This is a genomic window from Spongisporangium articulatum, assembly GCF_044465595.1.
GTDB lineage: Bacteria > Actinomycetota > Actinomycetes > Actinomycetales > Kineosporiaceae > Spongisporangium > Spongisporangium articulatum.
Window position 1 is genome coordinate 417,551 of the sequence record NZ_JBITLV010000003.1, and the last position, 24,011, is coordinate 441,561.

General features: G+C 72.0%; 18 protein-coding genes. 7 read left to right on the plus strand and 11 right to left on the minus strand.

Going from position 1 to position 24,011, the window contains the following annotated elements; all coding sequences use genetic code 11:
• The first annotated feature begins 9 nt into the window (after positions 1-9).
• Both gabT and ACIB24_RS11580 read left to right on the plus strand, forming a co-directional pair.
• Positions 10-1,407, plus strand: coding sequence for a 4-aminobutyrate--2-oxoglutarate transaminase (gene gabT / locus ACIB24_RS11575; protein WP_398279877.1), 1,398 nt, complete (start codon positions 10-12; stop codon positions 1,405-1,407).
• 150 nt (positions 1,408-1,557) lie between these two features.
• Complete coding sequence (locus tag ACIB24_RS11580; RefSeq protein WP_398279881.1) at positions 1,558-2,994, plus strand: EAL domain-containing protein; 1,437 nt, start codon at positions 1,558-1,560, stop codon at positions 2,992-2,994.
• Between the two features lie 101 nt (positions 2,995-3,095).
• On the opposite strand, the gene ACIB24_RS11585 is transcribed toward ACIB24_RS11580, so the two are convergent.
• The 8 genes from ACIB24_RS11585 to ACIB24_RS11620 all read right to left on the minus strand — a co-directional run bounded on the left by ACIB24_RS11585 (position 3,096) and on the right by ACIB24_RS11620 (position 14,242).
• A complete protein-coding gene (locus ACIB24_RS11585; protein ID WP_398279884.1) occupies positions 3,096-6,254 on the minus strand; it encodes a fibronectin type III domain-containing protein in 3,159 nt (1,052 codons plus the stop codon).
• A gap of 175 nt (positions 6,255-6,429) precedes the next feature.
• Entirely contained in the window at positions 6,430-7,071 is a 642-nt protein-coding gene (locus tag ACIB24_RS11590) for a response regulator (RefSeq protein ID WP_398279887.1), read from the minus strand.
• The gene (locus ACIB24_RS11595; protein ID WP_398279890.1) at positions 7,059-8,837 is read right to left on the minus strand and encodes a sensor histidine kinase; all 1,779 of its coding nucleotides are present in this window, start codon (positions 8,835-8,837) and stop codon (positions 7,059-7,061) included. Before ACIB24_RS11595 ends, ACIB24_RS11590 begins: the two co-directional genes overlap by 13 nt.
• A 34-nt stretch (positions 8,838-8,871) precedes the next feature.
• A complete protein-coding gene (locus tag ACIB24_RS11600) occupies positions 8,872-10,053 on the minus strand; it encodes a spermidine/putrescine ABC transporter substrate-binding protein (protein WP_398279893.1) in 1,182 nt (393 codons plus the stop codon).
• 139 nt (positions 10,054-10,192) lie between these two features.
• Complete coding sequence (locus ACIB24_RS11605; RefSeq protein WP_398279896.1) at positions 10,193-10,987, minus strand: ABC transporter permease; 795 nt, start codon at positions 10,985-10,987, stop codon at positions 10,193-10,195.
• On the minus strand, positions 10,984-11,901 hold the full coding sequence (locus ACIB24_RS11610) for an ABC transporter permease (protein WP_398279899.1): 918 nt from the start codon (positions 11,899-11,901) through the stop codon (positions 10,984-10,986). Before ACIB24_RS11610 ends, ACIB24_RS11605 begins: the two co-directional genes overlap by 4 nt.
• Positions 11,898-13,037, minus strand: a complete 1,140-nt coding sequence (locus tag ACIB24_RS11615) for an ABC transporter ATP-binding protein (RefSeq protein ID WP_398279902.1) — start codon at positions 13,035-13,037, stop codon at positions 11,898-11,900. Before ACIB24_RS11615 ends, ACIB24_RS11610 begins: the two co-directional genes overlap by 4 nt.
• A complete protein-coding gene (locus tag ACIB24_RS11620) occupies positions 13,034-14,242 on the minus strand; it encodes a PotD/PotF family extracellular solute-binding protein (protein ID WP_398279905.1) in 1,209 nt (402 codons plus the stop codon). Before ACIB24_RS11620 ends, ACIB24_RS11615 begins: the two co-directional genes overlap by 4 nt.
• A gap of 379 nt (positions 14,243-14,621) precedes the next feature.
• Between ACIB24_RS11620 and ACIB24_RS11625 the strand changes: the two genes are divergently transcribed.
• Positions 14,622-16,196: a methyl-accepting chemotaxis protein gene (locus tag ACIB24_RS11625; RefSeq protein WP_398279908.1), complete on the plus strand. Its 1,575-nt coding sequence runs from the start codon at positions 14,622-14,624 to the stop codon at positions 16,194-16,196.
• Between the two features lie 47 nt (positions 16,197-16,243).
• Here the strand turns inward: ACIB24_RS11625 and ACIB24_RS11630 are convergent, their stop codons facing one another.
• A complete protein-coding gene (locus ACIB24_RS11630; protein WP_398279911.1) occupies positions 16,244-17,683 on the minus strand; it encodes a gamma-aminobutyraldehyde dehydrogenase in 1,440 nt (479 codons plus the stop codon).
• 93 nt (positions 17,684-17,776) lie between these two features.
• On the opposite strand from ACIB24_RS11630, the gene ACIB24_RS11635 reads away from it, so the two are divergent.
• From ACIB24_RS11635 to ACIB24_RS11650, 4 genes are read left to right on the plus strand one after another with little or no spacing between them, the layout of a single operon-like run.
• Entirely contained in the window at positions 17,777-18,256 is a 480-nt protein-coding gene (locus tag ACIB24_RS11635; RefSeq protein ID WP_398279914.1) for an Lrp/AsnC family transcriptional regulator, read from the plus strand.
• A complete protein-coding gene (locus tag ACIB24_RS11640) occupies positions 18,253-19,614 on the plus strand; it encodes an aspartate aminotransferase family protein (RefSeq protein WP_398279917.1) in 1,362 nt (453 codons plus the stop codon). Before ACIB24_RS11635 ends, ACIB24_RS11640 begins: the two co-directional genes overlap by 4 nt.
• Positions 19,611-20,261 (plus strand): pyridoxamine 5'-phosphate oxidase family protein, encoded by a 651-nt coding sequence (locus ACIB24_RS11645; protein ID WP_398280421.1) that lies wholly within the window; start codon positions 19,611-19,613, stop codon positions 20,259-20,261. Before ACIB24_RS11640 ends, ACIB24_RS11645 begins: the two co-directional genes overlap by 4 nt.
• A complete protein-coding gene (locus ACIB24_RS11650) occupies positions 20,258-21,652 on the plus strand; it encodes an NAD(P)/FAD-dependent oxidoreductase (protein WP_398280424.1) in 1,395 nt (464 codons plus the stop codon). The genes ACIB24_RS11645 and ACIB24_RS11650 overlap by 4 nt, the downstream gene beginning before the upstream one ends.
• Here ACIB24_RS11650 and ACIB24_RS11655 read toward each other — a convergent pair.
• Both ACIB24_RS11655 and ACIB24_RS11660 read right to left on the minus strand, forming a co-directional pair.
• Positions 21,649-22,764 carry a DUF5925 domain-containing protein gene (locus ACIB24_RS11655; protein WP_398279920.1) on the minus strand — a complete coding sequence of 372 codons (1,116 nt, stop codon included), beginning with the start codon at positions 22,762-22,764 and terminating at the stop codon, positions 21,649-21,651. The two genes, ACIB24_RS11650 and ACIB24_RS11655, sit on opposite strands and share 4 nt — an antisense overlap.
• Positions 22,761-23,972, minus strand: coding sequence for a sensor domain-containing phosphodiesterase (locus ACIB24_RS11660; RefSeq protein ID WP_398279923.1), 1,212 nt, complete (start codon positions 23,970-23,972; stop codon positions 22,761-22,763). The genes ACIB24_RS11655 and ACIB24_RS11660 overlap by 4 nt, the downstream gene beginning before the upstream one ends.
• Positions 23,973-24,011: the final 39 nt, after the last annotated feature.

A 24,011-nucleotide genomic window follows, 5' to 3' on the forward strand; every position in this document is an offset into this window, starting at 1 on the left:
TTGGTACCCATGGATTCCACCCTTGCGTCATCCTCCGCCGCGGGCCACTCAGACACCACCTCGGGGGGCTCCGAAAGCGTTGTGAGGCAGAAGCGCGAGCTGGTGACCGAGCTGCCCGGCCCGAAGTCCCGTGAGCTGGCCGCCCGGCGCGCGGCCGCCGTCGCGGGCGGGGTCGGCAGCGTGATCCCCGTCTACGCCGCCCGGGCCGGTGGTGGGGTCGTGGTGGACGTCGACGGCAACAGCCTGATCGACCTGGGGTCCGGGATCGCGGTGACGACGGTCGGCAACGCCGACCCCGGGGTGGCCGCAGCGGTCGCGCAGCAGGCGGCGCTGTACACGCACACCTGCTTCACGGTCACGCCGTACGAGCCGTACGTCGAGGTGTGCGAGCTGCTGAACCGGATCACCCCCGGCGACTTCGAGAAGCGCACCGCGCTGTTCAACTCGGGCGCCGAGGCCGTGGAGAACGCCGTGAAGATCGCCCGTCGGGCGACCGGGCGGGACACCGTGGTGGTGTTCGAGAACGCGTACCACGGCCGCACCAACCTGACGATGGCGATGACCGCCAAGAACGTCCCGTACAAGGACGGCTTCGGCCCGTTCGCGGGCGAGGTGCACCGGGCCCCGATGTCGTACCCGTTCCGGGACCCGGAGGGCATGACGGGTGCGCAGGCCGCCGACCGGGCGATCCGCCAGATCGAGGCCGAGGTGGGCGCCCACAACGTCGCCTGCCTGGTGATCGAGCCGATCCAGGGCGAGGGCGGGTTCGTCGTGCCGGCCCCCGGCTTCCTCGGCGCGCTGGCCGAGTACTGCCGGGACAGGGGGATCGTGTTCATCGCCGACGAGATCCAGAGCGGGTTCGCCCGCACCGGCGACCTGTTCGCGTGCGAGTTCGAGGGCGTCGTCCCCGACCTGATCACCACCGCCAAGGGCATCGCGGGTGGGATGCCGCTGTCGGCGGTGACCGGGCGCGCGGAACTGATGGACGCCGTCCCCCCGGGTGGTCTGGGCGGCACCTACGCCGGCAACCCGGTCGCCTGTGTGGCCGCGCTGGCCGCGCACGCCAGGGTCGAGGACGACGGTCTGGTGGCCGCCGCCCGCCGCATCGGTGAGACGCTGCTCACCCGGCTCACGGAGCTGGCGAAGACCTGCCCGCAGCTCGGGGACGTGCGCGGGCGAGGGGGCATGGTGGCCGTGGAGATCGTGCGGCCCGGGACGACGGACCCCGACCCGGTGGAGACCGCCCGGATCAGCGCGGCCTGCCACGCGGCCGGGGTCATCACGCTGACCTGCGGGACCTTCGGCAACGTGCTGCGCCTGCTGCCGCCGCTGGTGATCGACGACGGGCTGCTCGCCGAGGGGCTCGATGTGCTGGCGGTGGCGATATCGGGACAGAGAACGGCCTAACGCAACAATCATTAACTCAACGTCACGAACCGGGTCTGTTCGGGGGATCAATCTGCCGGTTTTGTGTGCCATGCTGACCGGCAGTTCTCGCGCTCCCCACCCCGGTGGCCGGTGCGAGGGCGACCCACCGACTTCCCCCGGGGGTGAGCGATGGCCGGTTTGACCGCACCGGCGCACCAGCAAGACCGCGAGACCGACGAGCCCCCTGAGCTCGACGGCGCCTCCGCGGAGGACCTGCCCCACCTGACCGCCGGGCCGAGTGTCGACGGACGGGCCCGGGCCGGCGAGGCGAGGCTGCACCAGCTGCTGGACGCCGGCGGGCCGCAGGTCGTCTACCAGCCGCAGCTGTCGCTGTCCCGACTCACCGTCACCGGCTACGAGGCGCTCTCCCGGTTCCCGCACCATCCCTACTCCGGCACCGAGCACTGGTTCGGCCTGGCCCGCACGGTCGGCCTCGGCCCCGCACTGGAGGCCGCCGCGCTGCGCCGGGCGTTCGAGGGTGCTCAGGACCGGCCGGCCGGGGTGACGTTGGCGGTCAACCTCTCCCCCGGCGTCCTGACCGGGCCCGGCCTGAGCGGCCCCCTGCTGTCGGGTGTCCTGCCCGACGACCTCACCGGCATCGAGATCGAGCTGACCGAGCAGGCCGACCAGCCCGGTGCCGGCGACCGGCTGCGCCGGGCCATCGACGCCCTGCGGGCCCGGGGCGCCACCATCGCGATCGACGACGTCGGCATCGCCCACTCGGGCCTGCGCCGCGTGATCGAGCTGGAGCCCGACCGCCTGAAGATCGACCGGCATCTCGTGCAGGGCGTGGCCCGGCGCCCCGCCAAGGCGGCCCTGATCCGCACGATCGTCGAACTGGCCGCCCAGCTCGGCGCCGAGGTGTGCGCCGAGGGGGTCGAGTCGGTGGAGGACCTGACGGCGCTCGCCGAGTTGCAGGTCGACCTCGCGCAGGGCTGGCTGATCGGCGGGCCGCGGGCGCAGTTCGAACCGGCCCGGCCCTCGGCCGTGCGCACCGCCTGCGCGTCGCTGACGGCCATGCTCGGCGCCCCCGCCGGGGAGCACGGCGGCGACCTGGCCACGCGCCTGGCTGCGGCGCGCACCGTCGAGGAACTGGGCGAGCTCGCCGCCGCCGAGGCGGCCCGGCTGGGCGCCGACACGGTGGTGCTGAGCCCGGTGACCGGTGCCGGGACGGCGGTCACGGACCTCGGGGCCGCCCGCGACGGTGGGTCCGGCGAGTGGGTGCGGCTGGCCGACTGCGGCGCGACCCGGCGGTGCCTCGCCGAGCGGCGCGTCATGCCGGTGCACACGGAAGAAGGGGCCGCGCTGCTGGTCCCGGTGGTCAGCCGCGGGGTCTCGGTCGCCCTGCTGACCTGCCTGCGACGTACCGACTCGGTCTGGTCACGGCGCGAGATCGCCCAGGCCCGCGACCTGGCCGCCCGGCTGGGCCCGACGTTCGAGTTGCTGGCCCTCGCGCCCCGGGCCCGCCGGAAGCCGACGCCCCGACCGGCCCCCACCTCCCCCGAGACGGCCCCCATCCTGGTGAGCCCCCCGACCGTGCCGATGCCCGCCCTCATCCGGTCGTGATCAAGGAAACTTCTACTCTCCTCGAGGACCTCGACCATGGCTGGAACGGCCGCTGAGAGTAGAAGTTTCCTTGATCACCGGGGGCCGGGGGGCCGGGGCGCTCAGCCGATCCGGACCGTCGGCGCCGCCACGTTGTTGCTCAACCGCGGATCGGGCACCGTCGACAACGCGCCGGCCTTGATCCAGCTCCCGGGCAGCAGGAGCGCCACCGGCTTCACGCTCACCGAGTAGGTGAGGCTCGCCCCGCTGGCCAGTCCCGAGGCGCTGTAGACGACGGCGGTCGGCAGCACGATGGTCCCGCCCTTGGCCTCGCTCACCAGGAGCCCCGGTCCGAGGTCCACGGAGGTCGTCGTGGCCGACGCCGCGTTCGGGCCGACGTTGCGCACCGTCACGGTCGCGGTGAAGGTACCGCCCCGCGGCACGCTCGACGGAGCGCTGACCGAGACCTGCAGGTCGGCTCGCGCGGAGGTGACCGACAGGACCGTCAGGGAGTAGCTCGCGGAGGTGGCCGAACCGGTCGAGGCCGTCACCCGCACCGGGCCTGACGTACGGCCTGCCGTGAGCACGGCGGCCGTCGCCGTGCCGGCGGCGTTCGTGACCGCCGTCGACGTGGCGGCCGAGCCGGCGAAGGCCGCCGAGCCGGACACGACCTTGAAGGTGACGCTCTGGCCCGGGACCGGGTTGCCGTAGGCGTCGGTGACGGTGGCGACGAGCGGATCGGCGAACGGCTGGCCCGCCGTGCCCGCCTGTCCCGAGCCGCCTGCGGCGGAGACCGCGGTGGCCGGCCCGGCCACGACGGCCACGGAGACCGCGCGGTTGGCCGGTGCGGTCCGACCGTTGTCGGCGACGACGGTGAAGGCGTAGGTACCGGCCGTGGTCGGTGTGCCCGACAGCACGCCGGTCGGGCTCAGGACCAGCCCGGGCGGGAGCGCGCCGGTGGCGGTGACCGCCGGGGCCGGGTAGCCGCCGGTGCCGAACGCGAACGAGTAGGCGCTGCCCGCCGTCCCGTTCGGCGGGGTGCCCGTGATCGTGGGCGGGGAGAAGGGCGTGACGGGATCGGACGGCGCGGACGCCGGGCCGTCACCCACCGCGTTCGACGCCACCACGGTGAACGTCCAGGCGTGGCCGGCGGTCAGGCCCGGCACCGTGGCCGAGGTGCCCGTCGCCGTCCGGGTGACCGGTGCGGTGGCGCCGTCCGTGATGTCGTGCGCGGTGACCGTGTACCCGGTCAGCGCCGTCCCGCCGGTGGAGGCGGGCGCCGTCCAGCTGACGTCGGCCGAGGTGTTGCCCGCCGTCGCGGTGACCTTCGTCGGGGCGCCGGGCCGGATCGCGGCCACGGTCATCGTGACGTTCCGCTCGGCGACCGGGTCATGGCCGTTGGCGGCCCGCACGGTGAACCCGAAAGAGCCTGCGGCCGAGGGGGTCCCGCTCAGCACGCCCGCCGAGCTCAGGTTCAGCCCCGGCGCCAACGCGCCACCCGAGACGGTGAAGGTGGACGCCGGGTAGCCGGTCGCGGTGAACCCGAACCGGTAGTCGGTGCCCACGGTGCCGTTCGGCACCGGTTCCGACGTGATGCCCGGGGCCGAGAACGGCGTCACCGGAGCCGACGCCGCGGACGGCACCGAGCGGCCCGCGGAGTTGCTCGCGATGACGGTGAAGGTCCAGTCGTGCCCGGCGGTGAGCCCGGTGGCCGTCGTCGAGGTACCGGCGACCGTCGTCGTGACCGGGGTGGCGGCCGGGTCGGTGGTGTCGCGCGCGGTCACGGTGTAGCCCGTGATCGGACTGATCCCGGTGTAGCCGGGGGCGGTCCAGGAGACGTCCGCGGACGACGGCCCGGCGCTCGCGCGCACGGCGGTGGGGGCGTCGGGCACGGACTGCTGCACGGACAACGTGAACGAGCGTCGCTGAGCGGCCCCGGCCCCATTGGCGGCCGTCACCTCGAAGCTGAAATCGCCCTGAGCGGTAGGAGTCCCGGACAACCGGCCGGCCGAGGCGAGGGTCAGACCGGGCGGCAGGGCGCCCCCGGTGACCGTGAAGCCGGCGGCCGGGTACCCGGTGGCGGTGAAGCTGAAGTCGTAGGGCTGGTCCTCGGCGCCGTCGGGCGGGGTGCCGGTGAAGCCGGCGTCGGAGAAGGGCCGTACCGCCTGGGTGGTCGCGATGCCCGAGTCTCCGGCCGGGTTGATCGCCACGATGGCGAACCGGTAGTCGTGGCCCTCGGTCAGGCCGGTCACAGTGGCCGAGGTCCGGGTCACGAAGACCGCGCGCCCCGGCACGCTCTGACCGCCGGTCACGTCGTACGGGGTCACCGTGTAGGAGGTCACGGCGCAGCCGCCGTCGTCGGCCGGGGCCGACCACGAGACCTGCGCACCGCGGTTGCCCGCCGCGGCCTGCAGCTGCCGGGGCGCCGAGGGCGGCTGCATCGTGGGGTCGGTGATGTTGATGCCGGCCGGTCCGCCGCCGGTGATGATCCGGGAGCCGGGCGGGGCGTAGGACGAACCGCCGCCCCCGCCGGCGCCGACCTCCTCGTACATCGACTGACCCCTCGAGTCGACCGCGTAGCCGCCGCTGCCGCCGCCCCCGCCGCCGTAGTAGCCGCCGCCCCCACCACCGGCCGCGCCGTCGCGGCCCAACGTGTCGCCCCCGTCGCCGCCCTGGCCCAGACCGCCGGCGCCGCCGTCCGAACCCACGTAGTAGAAGCCGCCGGGGACGGGTTGGTATCCCTTCGCTCCGGCTCCGCCCTGGCCTCCGGCCGTGCCCGACGCTCCGCGACCGCCCTGAGCGTTGCCGATGAAACCGGGCCGCCCGTCGCTGCCCGCGGCGCCGGCGTCCCCACCGTTCGCGCCCCCCATCCCGGCGCTGCCGCCGCCTCCGCCGGCGACGACGAGACGCGAGGCCAGGGAGCCGTTCTGCGTGCTGCTGACCGTCCGGATGTCGCTGGCTCCACCACCGTTGCCGCCGTCCGCGCCGCGTCCGGACCCGCCGCGGCCGCCGCCGTTCCACCCGTCCTCGCCGCCCACCTCGAGGTAGAGCGTGCTGCCGGGCACCAGGCCGGTCAGGGTGCTGGTGACCTGGGCGCCCGGGCCACCGGCGCTGGCGCCGTTCGCCGTGACGGTCGTGGACGTCAGACCCGCCGGCACGGTCCAGGTCTGCTCGACCCCGGTGAAGCCGTACACGCAGACCCCGCCCGCCGCGGCCGCCGGCGGGGCGAGGGCGACCAGGGCCGAGCCGACGGCCAGCACGCCCACTGCGGTGGCGCTCACGGCCGGGCGCCACCGGCGTCCGGTCCCTGAGGTTCGTGCTGCCGTGGGTGTGACCGTCATGCCTGGCTTCTCCGTCCGCTCACCGCTGTCCGCCGGGCCGCAACGACCCGCGCGGACTCTAGGCAGGACGGCGGGGCTTCCGGAATGGACCCAGGTCCATGCCCGGGTCCAGAGCTCAGTCCCCGGCCAGGAACCGCAGGACGGCCAGCACCCGACGGTGGTCGTCGCCGTCCTCGTGGATGCCGAGTTCGTCGTAGATCCGCGAGGTGTGGGCCACGACCGCCTTCTCCCCGATGCCCAGCCGGGCCGCGATGGCCGCGTTGGAGCGACCCTGGGCCACCAGGGCGAGCACCTCACGCTGGCGCGGGGTCAGGCGCTCCACCGGGTCGCCCGCGTGCCCGAGCAGCAGCCGGACGACGTCGGGGTCCAAGGCGGTGCCGCCGCCGGCGACGCGACGCAGGTCCGCGAGGAAGGTCGGGACGTGTCCGACGCGCTGCTTGAGCTGGTAGCCGACGCCGCGCGCGTCCTGACGGAGCAGTTGCGCGCCGTGGCGGCGGGCGACGAACTGGGAGAGCACCATCACCGCCAGGCCGGGTTGCTCGCGCCGCAGCTGCAGTGCGGTGTCCAGGCCGTCGGTGGTGCCACCGGGCGGGATGCGGACGTCGGTGATCAGCAGGTCCGGTCGGGCCCGCCGCACCACGTCCAGCGCGGAGCCCGCGTCCCCGGCGGTACCCACGACATCGATTTCCGAGCCCGCCAGCAGCGAGACCAGTCCGTGCCGAAAGAGCGCCTCGTCCTCGACGATCACGACCCGCACGGCAGCTCCGCCCGCACGAGAGTGCCTTCTCCGGGCGGACTCTCGATGGTGAGCCGACCGCCCATCGCCTCGGCGCGGTCGGCCATGCTCTGCAGTCCCAGGCCGGTGCCGTCCGGGCGCACGCCACCCGGCCGCACGCCGCCGCGACCGTCGTCGGCGACCGTGATGACGAGGCGCCCCGGCTGCCGGGCCAGGTCGACCACGAGTTCCGTCGCCCGGGAGTGCTTCACGGCGTTCGCGACCGCCTCCGCCACGATCGCGTAGGCACCGAACGCCACGGTGTCCGGCACGTCGGCGCCGCGGCCGGCGTCGTCCAGCGTCAGCCGTGAGCGCAGCGGGGTGCGTTCGAGCAGTTCCTCCACGGCGGCGACGAGGCCCAGATCGGTCAACGTCGCGGGCAGCAGGCCCTGGATCAACCTGCGGATCTCGTCCAGGGTCTCATCCAGCCGGTCGCGGACCTGGAGGACCAGACCCTGCGCCGGGCCGTCGTCCGCCGGGACGCCCGGGCGCGCGACCGCCGCGCCGAGTTGGGCGGCGGCCAGCACGAGCCGCGACTGGACGACGTCGTGCAACTGGGTGACCACCCGTCGGCGCTCCGCGTCGGCCACCTCGACCAGCCGGGCCCGGGAGGCCACCACCTGCTCACGACCGGCCACCAGCTCGGCGAGGAGGTGGTCGCGTTCCAGCGCCAGCGAGACCACGTCGGCCACCTGGATCACGGGCCGCGGATCGGCGATGAACTCGAGGTCGTACTCGATCGCGCCGAAGGTCCCGGAGCTGCCTCGACAGAGCACGCGCCCGCGGCCGGGGGCGGGCGCGCCGCTCGGTGCCGGTATCACCAGGTCGGCGCTCGGGTCGCCGAGGGCCCCGGCCACGGCGGAGCGCAGGTCGGGGTACCCGCCGGCGCCCGAGGCCAGCGTGGCCCCCAGTTCCTCGATCCGGCCGATGTGGGCGAACCCCCCGCGCAGCAGGCCGGCGGAGAAGGCGATCGGCATGGTGAGCAGGGCCAGCGTCTGGGCCACGAACAGCGGCAGCGGCTGCCACCGCAACGCCGGGGCGATCACGTTGGCCGACAACGGGATGAACCACAGGACGACGACACCCCAGCCGTAGACGGCGGCCAGGGCCCGCCGCTCGGCCACGGGGCGACGCATCCGGCTGCCGCGCACCCGGGTGACCAGGTGCGCGCCGGCCGCCAGCAGGACGAGGGCACCGAGCGTCCGCTGCCCGATCAGGAACCAGCGGTCGAACCCGCTCTCCTGACCCGGAAGCAGGTCACCGGTCAGGATGCGCGCGATCCGGACCGTGTCGAATCCGGCCGTCACCCCGTACGCAGCCATCACGAGCACGCGGTCGGCCGGGCCGCTCAGCCGACCCGACGGAAACGCCAGCAGGACGTGCAGGACGGCGGCGACGGTCGCCTGTCCGGCCACGAAGCCCACCGGATAGAGCACCGGCAGTTCGGAGTTCGCCGCCATCGCCAGGATGAAGAGGAAGCCGCAGACACACAGCAGCACCCCGGTCCGGTTGTGCGGGCGACGCCACCAGGCCAGGACACCGAGCAGGACGTTGACCACCCCGAGAGCAGCGAACAGCGCCACCGCGAGGGTCAGATGCGGCACCTGAGGCGGCCGGGGGACGACGACGACCACGGTGACCGCATCGGTCACGGCCAGTGCGCTCACCAGCAGCAGAGCCACGTGCAGCGGCTGCGCCCAACGGGTCCGGCCGCCTGAGCGGGACGACATGTGGTCGGCGGTGGGCACCGCAGGACAATAGCCGCGGGCTCACAGCCGCCCGCTACACCCCGATGACCGTCCGGAAGTCACTGTCGAACTGGGCCTCCTCGGCCGGTTGCAGGTCCCGGAAGGCAGGCACCTTCGCGAACTGCTCGGGCGTCGGGAACACCCTGTCGTCCACGGCGACCCGCGAGTCGATGGTCTGCATCTGCTCCTGCGCGCCGGTCACCGGGCACACGAAGCGGATCGCCTCGGCGACGGTGGCCGCGACCTTGGGCCCGTAGTAGTAGTTGATGAGGATCTCCGCGTTCTCCTTGTGCGGGGCGCCGATCGGTATCAGCAGGTCGTCGCTCCAGCGCAGGCCGCCGCCGTCCGGCAGCGCGAAATCCCACTTGTGCCCGTGCATCTCGTTGAGCTGGGCGATGTCGCCGGAACGTGCGATGACGGCGACGGCGTCCCCCGAGACCAGGTCGTCGGCGTACTCGGCGCCCGCCACCCGGCGGATCTGACCGCTGGACAGCTGCTTCTCCAGCACCTCCAACGCCTTCGAGAAATCGTCGTCGGTGAAGCCGGTGCCGTTCGCACCGCCGACGTCGGCGCCCTGTTCGCCCAGCAGCAGGCCCATCGTGTCGCGCATCTCCGACAGCACGACGACCTTGCCCTTCAGGTCCTTGCGCCACAGGTCCGAGACCGAGCGCAGGCCGTCGTCGACGGCGTCGCGTCGCCAGGCCAGCCCGGTGTAACCGGACTGCCAGGGCAGCGAGTACTGCCGGCCCGGGTCCCAGTTCGGGTCGGCGAGGGCGGGCAGCAGGTTGGCGGCGTTCGGGATCTTGCTGCGGTCGAGCCGCTGCACGTAGCCCTGCCGGATCAACCGGGCGGCGACGTGGTCGCGCAGCACGACGAGGTCCGCCCCGATGTCCCGGCCCGAGCGCAGCTGGGGCTGGACCTCCTCGTAGAAGCTCTCGCCGTCCTGGATCGACTCCTCGTAGGTGACCTTGATGCCGACCGTCCGGGTGAAGACGTCCAGCGTCGGGTGCGACTTCTGGTCGGCGTCGTAGTCCAGGTAGAGCGGACGACTGGCCCAGTTCACCAGCAGGTCGCGGGTCGAGACGTCCCGCGCGGGCGAGGGGCCCGAACCGGGGCTGTCGGCACCGTTCCCGCAGGCCGCCAGCGGGAGCCCGGCGGCCCCGAGGCCGAGCACGCCCAGAGCCTTGAGAAAGGCGCGGCGGTCCGGCGCGGGCATGCTGGCGGTCCTCTCGGCACGGCGTCGTTGCTGTACTCGGGGTGGTTCCCTACCCGCCAGTATGGGCGCTGACCTGCACTTGTCACGCTGAAGAGGGCCTTAAGATCCCGCTTCTCACAGCCTGCGACCGAGCGAATACTCAGCTGGCGAGGCTCCGGGCCCGCCGCGACCGCAGGAACTCCCCGACGCCGACGATGGTCAGGGCCAGGATGAACATGAACGCGCCCACCACGTAGGCCTGCGCCGAGATACCGCGCTGGGCGGAGGTGTAGACGAACTTCGGGAACGTGTTCACGTTGCCGGACACGAAGTTGGTGATGATGAAGTCGTCGAACGACAGGCTGAAGGCCAGCAGCGCCGCGCCCGCGATCCCGGGGGCGACCAGCGGCAGCGTGATCCGCCGGAACGTCTGCCACTCGGTCGCGTAGAGGTCGGCCGCCGCCTGTTCCAGCCGGGGGTCCAGCGTGGCGATCCGCGCCTTGACCGCGACCACAACGAAGCTGATCGAGAACATCACGTGCGCGATCACGATGGTCGGGTAGCCCAGCGGCAGCTTCATGTTCAGGAACAGGGCCAGCAACGACGCCGCGAGCACGACCTCGGGGGTGGCCATCGGCAGGAACAGCAGCAGGTTGGTCGTCGTCCGGCCGCGGAACCGGTTGCGGGTCAGCGCGAACGCGATCATCGTGCCCAGCACGGTGGCGATCACCGTCGCGCTGAGACCGATCTTCAGGCTGTTCACGACCGCCCCGCAGACGCCGGGGGCGCCGCACGGGTTGGTCCAGTTGTCGAACGTGAAGCCCCGCCAGACGAGGTTGCTCTTGCCCGACCTGTTGAAGCTGAACACCATCACGTACGCGACCGGCGTCAACAGGTACGCGAACGCCAGGACGGCGTAGAAGTGCAGCCAGTGGCTGCGGATCCAGCGGATCACACCAGTTCCTCCGTCCCGGCCCGACGCACGTACAGGAACACCAGGATCAGGATGGCCGCCATCAGGATGAACGACAGCGCCGCGGCCGTCGGGTAGTCGACGATCCGGAAGAACCGGCTCTCGACCACGTTGCCGATCATCTGGGTCCGCGAGTTGCCCAGCAGCGCGGCGTTCACGTAGTCGCCGGCCGCCGGGATGAAGGTCAGCAGCGTGCCCGCGACGACGCCGGGCAGCGACAGCGGGAAGGTCACCTTCCGCAGCACGGTCAGCCCGTTGCCGTACAGGTCGCCGCCCGCCTCGATCAGTCGCGGGTCGATCCGCTCCAGGCTGGAGTACAGCGGCAGGATCATGAACGGCAGGAAGTTGTAGGTGATGCCCGCGACCACCGCGACCGGGCTGGCGGTCAGCGCGGTGCCCTGCGGCAGGACGTGCAGCCAGTGCAGGAACGACACGACCCGCCCGTCGTCGCCGAGGATCTGGCGCCAGGCCAGCGTGCGCAGGATGAAGCTGGTGAAGAACGGCGCGACCACCAGCACCAGCAGCATGTTCCGCGCCCCGCCGGCCTTGAAGGCCATGAAGTAGGCCAGCGGGTAGGAGATCGCCAGGCAGAGCACCGTGGCGATGCCCGCGTAGACGAACGAGCGGACGAACTGCTCGTGGTACTCCTGGATCGCGTCCCAGTAGATGCCGAAGTGCAGGTCCGGCTGGAACGCGCCGATCTCACCGCTGGGGGCGGGCGTCTGCAGGGACGTCGCGAACAGGGTCAGGATCGGCACGACGAAGAACACGGTGAGCCAGGCGAGCCCGGGCAGCAGCAGGACCAGCAGCAGCCGCCGACGGCTCCAGGACGAGGCCTTCGCGGCGGGCGGCGGGGTCGGGTCCAGCCCCGGCCGGGCCGCGGGAGCGAGGCTCACGGGACGACGACCAGCTCGTCCGGGTCGACCTCGACGCCCGCGGTGGCATCGCCCCGCAGGCCGAACGAGTTGACCGGCTGCCACCCGACCTCGACGCCGGCCCCGACCGCGAAACCCGCTCCGGCGACGAGGTTCTGGACGAACACGGTAAGAGTCTGACCCCACGGCATCCGGACCAGGTACTGGGTGGAGACGCCGAGGTAACTGACGTCGGTGACCACTCCGCCGGGCAGCACGTTCTCCCCCGCCGCAGCTGGGTCCCCGTCGGCGTACAGCTTCAGCTTCTCGGGCCGGACACCGAGCAGGATCGGTTCGCCCGCACCGCCGACGGCCATGCACCGGTCACCGGGAATCGTCACGCCGCGCCCCTGGACGTCGAGGGCGACGACGTCGGCCTCCGAGGCCGTGATCGTGCCCTCGACCAGGTTGGACTGGCCGAGGAAGTTGGCCACGAACGTGCTGCGCGGCGTCTCGTACAACTCCTGCGGCGTGCCGAGCTGTTCGATCTTGCCGAGGTTCATCACGGCGACCCGGTCGGCCATCGTCATGGCCTCCTCCTGGTCGTGCGTGACGTGCACGAAGGTCAGCCCGACCTCGGTCTGGATCCGCTTCAGCTCCAGCTGCATCTGGCGGCGCAGCTTGAGATCCAGGGCCCCGAGCGGCTCGTCGAGCAGCAGGACGTCGGGCCGGTTGACGATCGCCCGGGCCAGCGCGATGCGTTGCTGCTGACCGCCCGACAGCTGCGCGGGCTTGCGCCGCGCGAGGTGACCGAGCTCGACCAGCTCGAGGGCGTCGTCCACCTGCTTCTTGACGTCCTTGATGCGCCGGCGGCGCAGGCCGAAGGCGACGTTCTCGTAGATGTCGAGATGCGGGAACAGGGCGTAGTTCTGGAACACGGTGTTGACGGGGCGCTTGTACGGCTTGGCGTGCGTGATGTCGAGGTCGCCGAGGTGGATCGTGCCCACCGTCGGCTCCTCCAGACCCGCGATCATCCGCAGGGTCGTGGTCTTGCCGCAGCCGGAAGGGCCCAGCAGGGCGAAGAACTCGCCGGCCGGGATGGTCAGGTCGAGGTCGTCGACGGCGGTGAAGTCGGCGAACGACTTGGTCACGCCCGTCAGCGTCAGGTCACTCGTCACAGGCCCAGCACCTTCTGGAAGTCGGTGGAGAACTCGGTCTCCTCGGCGGGTTGCAGGGTTCGGAACACGTGGGCCTTCGTGAGGTCGGCCGGGGTGGGAAAGATGTTGGGGTTGTCGACGAGTGACGGGTCGATGGACTGCATCGCCTCCTGCGCCCCCTGCACCGGGCAGATGTAGTTCACGTAGGCGGCGACCGTCGCGGCGACCTCGGGGTCGTAGTAGTAGTTCATCAGCGCCTCGGCGTTGGCCTTGTGCGGCGAGCCGATCGGCACCATGAGGTTGTCGCTCCAGAGCGTGCCGCCGGCGTCGGGCAGCCGGAACTCCCAGTGGTCACCGCTCTCGAAGTTGAGCGACGTGATGTCGCCGGACCAGGCGATCACGGCGATCGCGTCGCCCGAGACCAGGTCCTCCCGGTAGGAATTGCCCTTCACCTGGCGGATCTGGCCCGAACCGACCTGCTTCTCCAGCACTTCCAGCGCCTTCGAGAAGTCGTCGGCGATGAAGTCGCCGCTGATGTCGACGCCCTGCTCGAGCATGATCAGCCCGATCGTGTCACGCATCTCGGACAGCACTTCGACCCGGCCCTTCAGCGCCGGGTTCCACAGGTCGGACACGTTCCGCAGGCCCTGCGGGAGTTTTCGCTTGTCCCAGGCCAGGCCCGCGTAGCCGGACTGCCAGGTGAGCGAGTACTTGCGGCCCTTGTCGAAGTCGACGTCCGCCAGGTTCTTCAGGATGTTCCCGGCGTTCGGCATCTTCGCGTGGTCCAGCTCCTGGACGTAGCCCTGCCGGATCATGCGGGAGGCCATCCAGTCGGTGAACACGACGATGTCCTTACCGATGTCGTCGCCGTTGCGCAGCTGGCCCTGGACCTTGCCGTAGTAGCTGTCGTTGTCCTCGATGGCCTCGTCGTACGTGGCCTTGATGCCGGTCTTCTTCGTGAACGCCTTCAGGGTCGGGTACCCCTTGAGGTCGGAGTCGTAGTCGAGGTACGCGGCCCAGTTGGCCCAGTTGACCACCTTCTCGGTGGCCGACTTGTCGACCGCCGGCGACGGTCGGGGCCCGCTGGAGAGGCCCGCCGTCCCGCACGCGGCCAGGAACGCCGAGAGCCCGAGCCCTCCGGCGCCCCCGAGGAACGCGCGCCTGCTCATCGAGCCCTGCACGATCGAGCGGACGGCGGAGCGCTGGGACGGCGAGAGCCTGGCCATGGCCGCGGCTCGGCTCTGGTCCGGTGCCGGCATCGAAATCGCCGCCTTCCTCCTCCGCTGGGCGAAGAATCAGCCGATCATCGGCTGATTGGAGCGAAGGTTTCCCGAATGCTGACATGCCCCCAGAAGCTCGGCAAGGTTCGCGACGAGATCCGTAGGCCTGCACTCCACCGGCGACCGAATTCGTTACACGACGGCAATGATCGTTGCCTATCTGCGCCGTGCGCTCGCCCCGTCAGCTCCTCCCGAGAGCCGCCCGGCCGGTCTGTTTCAAGATCAAATCGGCCCGCGTTTCAAGATCAAGTTCTCCCGGTGTTCGCCGATTTCGAGAGCACGCCCAACCACGAGCGACCCTTCGAGCGACCACGGGAGTGGACACATGCGCATCAACACCATCGGCAACCGGCTGGCCGCCGGCTTCGCCACCGCCCTGACCCTCCTCGTCGTGATCGGCGGGGTCGCCTACCTCAACGTCGGGAAGCTGCACCGCAATCAGGGCATGGTGGTGCACACCTACCAGGTCCTGGAGGGCCTGAGCGAGGTGCTGTCCGACTTCAAGGACGCCGAGGCGGGCCAGCGGGGTTACCTGATCACGGGCAAGGACAGCTACCTGGCCCCGTACACGGCCGCCGCCGCAGGGATCAGCGCCGACATCGACGCGGTCGCCCACCTGACCGCCGACAACGCGAAGCAGCAGGAGCGCATCGCGCAACTGCGCACGCTCACGCAGGCCAAGTTCGCCGAGATGCAGTCGACCATCGATGTGCGCCGGACGAAGGGCTTCGAGCCCGCGCGGGCCATCGTCCTGGACAACAAGGGCAAGGCCGTGATGGACCAGATCCGGGCCCTGATCGCCACGATGGACCAGACCGAGCGCAGCCTGCTCGGCGTCCGCGAGCACGAGAGCGAGAGCGCCGCCTCGACCACGCGTTCCGTGATCCTCTTCGGCAGCCTGTTCGCCACGTTCCTGCTGGTGGCCCTCGGCTGGCTGATCACCCGCAGCGTCACCGCCCCGGTGCGCGCGCTGACCGAGCGTCTGGCCGAGATGGCCGACGGCGACGGCGATCTCACCGAGCGGGTGGACGAGGACCGTGCCGACGAGTTGGGCACCCTGGGCAAGAACTTCAACCGGTTCGTCGCCAAGATCGCCGCGACGGTGACCTCGATCCGCGAGACCTCGACCACCCTGGCCGGCAGCGCCGAGGAGCTGTCGGCGGTCAGCGCCCAGGTCGCCTCCAACTCGGAGGAGACCTCGGCGCAGGCGCTCACGCTCTCCTCGACGGCGGCCCAGGTGTCCAGCAACGTGCAGACCGTCGCCGCCGGCACGGAGCAGATGAGCGCCAGCATTCGCGAGATCGCCCAGTCCTCCTCCGAGGCCTCCCGCGTCGCGTCCACGGCCGTCGACGAGGCCGCCACCGCGACCGGGACCGTCGCCCGGCTCGGCGCGTCCAGCGCGGAGATCGGCAACGTCGTCAAGGTGATCACCTCGATCGCGGAGCAGACGAACCTGCTGGCGCTGAACGCGACCATCGAGGCGGCGCGCGCCGGGGAGGCCGGCAAGGGCTTCGCCGTCGTCGCCGAAGAGGTCAAGCAGCTCGCTCAGGAGACCGCCCGCGCCACCGAGGACATCTCCCAGCGGGTCGAGGCCATCCAGGGCGACACCGACGCCGCCGTGCAGGCCATCGAGCGGATCTCCCGCACGATCGAGGACGTGAGCTCCTTCCAGACCACGATCGCCAGTGCGGTCGAGGAGCAGACGGCCACCACCAACGAGATCTCGCGCAACATTTCCGAGGCGGCCGCGGGGGCGGGCGCCATCGCCTCCGACGTCGCGTCCGTGGCCGAGGCCGCCGACTCCTCGACCCGGGGCATCGGCGAGGCTCAGCGGGCCGCCAGCGACCTGGCCGGCCTGTCCAGCAACCTGCAGTCGCTGATCGGGACCTTCACCGTCTGAGGGCCGGCCGGTCACCGCACGGGCCGCGCCTGTGCGGTGACCGGCCTTCAGTCGATGGCGGCCATCACGTGCTTGATGCGCGTGTAGTCCTCGAACCCGTACATGGACAGGTCCTTGCCGTAACCGGAGTGCTTGAACCCGCCGTGCGGCATCTCGGCCACCAGCGGGATGTGCGTGTTGATCCACACGCAGCCGAAGTCGAGCCGCTTCGACATCCGCATCGCCCGGCCGAAGTCCTTGGTCCACACGCTCGAGGCCAGGCCGTACTCCACGCCGTTGGCCCAGGCCAGCGCCTTCTCCTCGTCGTCGAAGCGCTGCACGGTGATGACCGGGCCGAACACCTCGTTCTGGATGATCTCGTCGCTCTGCTGCAGGCCGGAGACGACGGTCGGCTGCCAGAAGAAGCCCCCGCCCAGCTCGGACACCCGCTGCCCGCCGGCGTCGACGCTGGCGTTGTCCGGCAGCCGGTCGATGAACCCGGACACCCGCTCCAGCTGGTTGGCGCTGTTCACGGGGCCGAGCAGGGCGTCCTCGTTGTCGGGCAGCCCGACCACGGCGTCGCGGGCCTGCTGGGCCAGCGCGGCGACGAAGTCGTCGTGGACGCCGGGGCCGGCCAGCACGCGGGTGGCGGCGGTGCAGTCCTGGCCGGCGTTGAAGTAGCCCGCCACGGCGATCGCCTCGGCGGCGGCCTCGACGTCGGCGTCGTCGAACACGATCACCGGCGCCTTGCCGCCCAGCTCGAGGTGCACCCGCTTCACGTCGGCCGCCGCGGCGCCCGCGACCTCCATGCCGGCCCGCACGGACCCGGTGATGGCCACCATCTGCGCCGCCTTGTCGCTGACCAGCGCCCGGCCCGTGTCCCGGTCGCCGGTGATCACGTTGAACACGCCCGGCGGCAGGAACTCGGCGCAGATCTCGGCCAGCAGGAGGGTCGTCTCGGGGGTGGTGTCACTCGGCTTCAGGACGACGGTGTTGCCCGCCGCGATCGCCGGTGCGAACTTCCAGACCGCCATCATCATCGGGTAGTTCCAGGGCGTGACCTGGCCGATGACGCCGATCGGCTCGCGCCGGATCCAGCTGGTGTGCCCGGCCATGTACTCCCCCGCCGCGCGCCCCTCGAGCACGCGCGCCGCGCCGGCGAAGAACCGGATCTGGTCGACCATCGGCGGGATCTCCTCGCTCGCGGTGAGCGCGAACGGCTTCCCGGTGTTGGCCGCCTCCAGCGTGATCAGGTCGTCGGCGCGGGCCTCGATCGCATCCGCGATCTTCAGCAACGCCTTCTGCCGTTCCGCGGGCGTGGTCTGACCCCAGCCCTCGAAGGCCGCCGACGCCGCGGCGTAGGCCGCGCTCACGTCGTCCGGGCCCGAGACGGGCGCTTGGGCGACCACCGCGCCGGACGACGGGTCGACGACGTCACTCGTGGCGCCCGCGCGAGCCTCGACGTACTCGCCGTTGACGAAGTTCTTCAGAACACGGAGGCTGCTCATGACGAAACCCTACGCCGACTGATTCCGTGCTGGAAGCACTTCCGGACGACGAAATCACTTGCACGGCGCCCTGGTGAGCGCCACCATCGAGACGTGGCGACTCGATCGAACCGGCAGCGCACGGCGCAGGTGCTCGACGAGACCTCGAAACGGATCATCGAACAGCTGCAGGAGGACGGCCGGCGCCCGTACGCGGCCATCGGCAAGGCCGTCGGCCTCTCGGAAGCGGCGGTCCGGCAACGGGTTCAGCGCCTGCTGGACACCGGGGTCATGCAGATCGTCGCCGTCACCGATCCGCTGCAGGTCGGGTTCTCCCGGCAGGCCATGATCGGTATCGAGGTGGAGGGCGACATCGCCGCGGTCGCCGACGAGCTCGCCTCGTTCGCCGAGGTCGACTACGTCGTGGTCACCGCAGGCTCCTTCGACCTGCTGGTCGAGGTGGTCTGTGAGGACGACGACCACCTCCTCGAGCTGGTCAGTTCCAAGATCCGCGGGCTGGCCGGCGTCCGGCGGACGGAGACGTTCGTCTACCTGAAACTCCGCAAACAGCTCTACAACTGGGGTACCCGATGACCATGCAAGACGCAGCGCGCGACCACCTCTGGATGCACTTCACCCGGCACTCGACGTTCGAGGAGGGCGGGCACGTCCCCGTCATCACGCGCGGCGAGGGCGCCTACATCTGGGACGACGGGGGCAAGCGCTACCTGGACGGGCTGGCCGGGCTGTTCGTCGTCCAGGTCGGTCACGGGCGGCAGGAACTGGCCGACGCCGCCGCCGTGCAGGCCCGCGAGCTCGCGTTCTTCCCGCTGTGGTCCTACGCCCACCCCCGCGCGATCGAGCTGGCCGACCGGCTGGCCTCCTACGCGCCGGGCGACCTGAACCGGGTCTTCTTCACCACCGGCGGCGGCGAGGCCGTCGAGACCGCGTGGAAGCTGGCCAAGCAGTACTGGAAGCTGATGGGCCGCCCGACCAAACACAAGGTCATCTCCCGGTCCATCGCGTACCACGGCACGCCGCAGGGCGCGCTGTCCATCACGGGCATCCCCGACGCGAAGATCCCGTTCGAGCCGCTGGTCCCGGGGACCTTCAAGGTGCCGAACACCAACCAGTACCGGGCGCCCGTCGAGCTGCGCGACGACCCCAAACGGTTCGGCCGCTGGGCCGCCGACCGCATCGCCGAGGCCATCGAGTTCGAGGGCCCGGACTCGGTCGCCGCAGTCTTCCTGGAGCCGGTGCAGAACTCGGGCGGCTGTTTCCCGCCGCCGCCCGGTTACTTCGAACGGGTCCGCGAGATCTGCGACGAGTACGACGTGCTGCTGGTCTCGGACGAGGTGATCTGTGCGTTCGGCCGGATCGGGGACATGTTCGCCTGCAACGACTTCGGCTACGTGCCCGACATCATCACCTGCGCCAAGGGGATGACCAGCGGGTACTCCCCGATCGGCGCGATGATCGCCAGCGACCGGCTGTTCGAGCCGTTCCGGAAGGGCACCACGTACTTCCCGCACGGCTACACCTTCGGCGGGCATCCCGTCTCGGCCGCGGTCGCGATGGCCAACCTCGACATCTTCGAGCGCGAGGGCCTCAACCAGCACGTGCACGACAACGCCCCCGCGTTCCGGGCCACGCTGGAGAAGCTGCTGGACCTGCCGATCGTCGGCGACGTGCGCGGCGAGGGGTACTTCTACGGGCTCGAACTGGTCAAGGACAAGGCCACCCGGGAGACGTTCGACGACGACGAGTCCGAGCGCCTGCTGCGGGGTTTCCTGTCCAAGGCCCTCTTCGACGCCGGCCTGTACTGCCGCGCCGACGACCGGGGCGACCCGGTCATCCAGCTGGCCCCGCCGCTGATCATCGGGCAGCCCGAGTTCGACGAGATCGAGGGCATCCTGCGCAGCGTGCTCACCGAGGCCTGGAGCCACCTCTGAGCGGCGCGCCGGACACCCGGGTCCGGCGGGCCGCCGAGAAACAGGTCACCGAACGCGCCGCGCTCGACGCGCTGCTCGACACCGCGCTCGTGGCCCACGTCGCGGTGGTCGACGACGGCTGGCCCCTGGTGGTGCCGACCGGTTTCGCGCGGGACGGCGACCGCCTGCTCCTGCACGGATCGACCGGTTCGCGGGCCTTCCGGGCGCTCGCCACGGGCGCGCCGACCTGCGTCACCGTGACCGTCCTCGACGGTCTGGTGCTGGCCCGCAGCCAGTTCGAGTCGTCGATGAACTACCGGTCGGCGATGGTGCTCGGGCGCTGCTCGGTCCTGGAGGGCGACGCGAAGGAGGCCGGGCTGCAGGCGATCTCGGCCGGCCTGCTGCCGGGGGTGGACTGGCAGCGCCCGCCCACCCGCAAGGAGTCGGCCGCCACCCTGCTGCTGGAGCTGCCGCTGGCCGAGTGGTCGCTGAAGGTCTCGGCCAAGGTCGGGCCCGACGACGAGCCCGACGACGTCGCCCGGCCGGTCTGGGCGGGGATCGTTCCGCTGGAACATGTCTGGGGCTCCCCCGTCCCGGCGCCCGACCTGCCGGCCGGCGTCGATCCCACCGCTCCGCCGGCCATCGGTACGTGGCCGCCCCGCGCATGAGCCATCGGGGGCTGTCGCTCTGGTTCGACCAGGTCGCCGAGGACGGCGACCCGCTGCGACCGCGCCGGCCGCTCGACGGCGACTTCGACGCCGACGTGTGCATCGTCGGCGGCGGCCTGACCGGGCTGTGGACGGCCTACTACCTGGCCCGGGCGCGCCCCGACCTGCGGATCGTCGTCCTGGAGGCGCGGATCGCCGGGTTCGGGGCCAGCGGCCGCAACGGCGGGTGGTGCTCGGCGTTGTTCCCGGTCACCACCGGCGCGCTGGTGCGCCGGTACGGGGCCGAGGCCGCGCTGGCCATGCGTGCGGCGATGAACGACACCGTGCGCGAGGTCGGGGACGTGGCCGCGGCCGAGGAGATCGCCTGCGACTACCGGCGCGGCGGCACGCTCTACCTGGCCCGGACCACGGTGCAGCGCGACCGGGCCCGGGCCGGCGTCGAGGACGACGAGGCGCTCGGGAGTCCCGACGGGCTGACCTGGCTCTCGGCCACCGAGGCGGCCGAACAGGTCGGCGTGGCGGGCGTTCTCGGCGCCGCGTACACGCCGCACTGCGCCCGCCTGCAGCCCGCGCGGCTGGTGCGCGGCCTGGCCCGGGTGGTCGAGGGCCGCGGGGTGTCGCTGTTCGAGGAGTCGCCGGCGTTGCGCCTGGAGCCGGGCCGGGCCGTCACGTCGACCGGGACCGTCCACGCGAAGGTCGTGGTGCGGGCGACCGAGGCGTGGACGGCGCGGCTGCCCGGCAGCCGGCGCGACGTCGTCCCGGTGTACTCCCTGATGGTCGCCACCCGGCCCCTACCGCAGTCGTTCTGGGACGTCGCCGGGCTGGCGCGCGGGCAGACGTTCACCGACGAGCGGCACCTGATCATCTACGGGCAGCGCACCGCGGACGACCGGCTGGCCTTCGGCGGCCGGGGCGCGCCCTACCACTTCGGTTCGACCATCGCGCCGGCGAACGACCGCTCGGAGCGGGTCTTCGCCAAACTCCGTCTGACGCTGCGGGAGCTGTTCCCCGGGTTGTCACGCGACGACTTCACGCACGCCTGGGGTGGCCCGCTGGGCATCCCCCGGGACTGGCACGCCAGCGTCGGGCTCGACCCCGCGACCGGCCTGGCCTGGGCCGGCGGCTACGTGGGCGACGGCCTGGCCACGACCAATCTGGCCGGGCGCACGCTGCGCGACCTGTCCCTGCGGCAGTTGGGCCTGGGGGCCGAGACCTCGTTGACGACGCTGCCGTGGGTCGATCACCGTTCCCCGCAGTGGGAACCGGAGCCCCTGCGCTGGCTCGGCGTGAACGCCGGGCTGCTGGCCATGTCGACCGCCGACGCCGAGGAACGGCTGACCCGCCACCCGTCCGTCACCGCCCGCCTGCTCGCCCCGCTGCTGGGGCACTAGAGGTAGAGGCCGACCTCGGCGGGTGGGGCGTCGACGCGGACCGGGCCACCGCGACCGGCGGCGGCGAACAGCTCGGCCAGGGTGGCGCCGTCCGGACCGATCAGACCGGCCGGTGCCTGAACCCCGTGCCCGGCCAGCCATTCCCGCGCCTCGACCGGCGGCAGCGCGCCGACCTCGACCGACGCCAGCGCACGGCCCGGGCGGGTCACGGCGGGGTGCAGGGCGGCCAGCGGCTCGTTGGTGGTGATGGCCACCAGCACGTTGCGACCCTGGCCGAGCAGCCCGTCGGTCAGGTTCAGCAGGCGTGAGAGTTGCTGCCCGGTCGTGGACTTCGCCTCGGACCGGATCAGCTCGTCGCAGTCCTCCAGGAGCAGCAACCGCCACGGACGGTGCGGTTCGTCCTCGTACTCGTCGTCCTCGCCCAGCACCACGTCCAGCAAATACGAGGGCTTCTCGAAGAGCCGGTCGGGGTCGAGCACGCAGTCGACGGCGCACCAGTCCCGCCACTCCCGGGCCAGGCTGCGGAGCAGGGTGCTCTTCCCGGTCCCTGGTGCGCCGTGCAGGAGCAGCAGCCGCCCCCTCACGTCGTCCGGGCGCAGCCCCATCAGCGGGTCCAGCGCGGCCGCCACCCGGCCCGCGTAGTTGCCCCGAACGTCGGACCAGGCCGGTGCCCCGACGACCCGGTGCGTCCGCCGGGCGCAGTCTTCACGCAGATGCCAGAAGCCCACCGGCACCTCGTCGGGGTCGGGCGGGGCGGGCAGGGCGTCGCGGACCGCGGAAGCCATGACGTCGCGGGCCAGTTCGACCCGGGCCGCAGTCACCGACAGGTGCGTCGTACCGTCCCGCCAGCGCCGCACGCGCAGCGACCACTCGGCCCCCCGTACGAGGCGGCAGCGGCGGCTCTCGGCCGTGGTCTCCCGGACCACCCGGTGCGGCCAGTCGCGCGCGTCCGGCAGGCAGGGCTCGGTCTGGGGGACGTCGTCCAGTTCCCGCTGCCGGGCGAACGGTTCGCGCCCGGCCGTGAACGGTTCGAGGAACAGCAGTTCGAGCACGTCCTCCGGGTCGTCGGTCGACCGCAGGCCAGGGACGGCGAGCAGCGGCGTGGTGATCACGTCCGCAGTGTCGCGTCCCGAGGTCGTTCCTCGCCAAGCATTTTCCGCGCCGGGGCCAGCTGGTCGGGGGCCACGGGGGCACCGAAGAACCAGCCCTGCCCGTAGTCCACACCCAGGGTGGCGAGCGCGTCGGCGTCCTGCCGGGTCTCGACCCCCTCGGCGACCACCTTGGCGCCGGAGTCGTGACCGAACCGGACCATCGACGAGACCAGCGCCTGGAGAACGGGATCCGCGTGCACGCCGGCCACGATCGTGCGGTCCAGCTTGATCACGTCCGGGGCGGTCAGGACGATGTGGCGCAGCGACGAGAAGCCCGACCCGACGTCGTCGATGGCCAACCGCGCCGCCTGACCGCGCAACCCGCCCAGGGCCGCGCGCAGCGTGTCGTAGTCCTCGACGGCCTCGTGCTCGGTCAGTTCCAGCACCACCCGGTCCAGCGGAGCCTCGGCCAGCAGCGCGAGGCACTCGGGCGTGACGAGCGTGCGCGGCGAGACGTTCATCGCCAGGTAACCGGTCAGGCCGTCGAGGTAGCGCATCGCGCTGGCCAGGGCCATCCGCTCCAGCCCGTGCCCGAGGCCGACCTCGTGCGCCTCCGCGAAGACGACGTCCGGTGTCCGGTCCCAGGCCGGCGGGAACCGGCTGAGCGCCTCGGCCCCGACCCGCCGGCCGTCGGCCAGGTCGACGATCGGCTGCAGGACGACGACCGGACCGCCCGCCGCGATCAGGGGTTCCAGCCGGGACCGGATCTCCTGGAGCCGCGCGGTCTCCACCACGTCCCGCTCGATCACGATCGACGCCGCGTGGGCCAGCACCTCCAGCAACGCCCGGTCCTTCTCGGCCAGCTTCTTGTGCGGTTTCAGGCCGGCGGCGCAGAACGTCCCCCACAGGGTGCCGTCGGACAGGGTCACCGGGACCGACACGTAGCTGCGCAGGTGCGCCCAGCGCGGGCCGGGCAGCGACATCACCTCGGGGTGGGCGCGCAGGTCGGGGATCACCGGAGGCAGCTTCTCGTCCAGGATGTACTGGCACAGCGAAGTCTCACGCGGTGCGACGTGGCCGTCCCGGAAGACGGGCAGGGCCGACTCCATCACCTGGATGTGCTGGTGCTGTTCGTCGAGCCGGCTCAGGAAGGCCAGGCTGAGGCCGAGGGCCCGGCGGGCGGTCCGCAGCAGCTCAGCCACCTGCGTCTCCGCCTGGGTCCGACTCATGCGCGTTTCGTCGGACGGCACGCCGCCGGACTTGAGCCC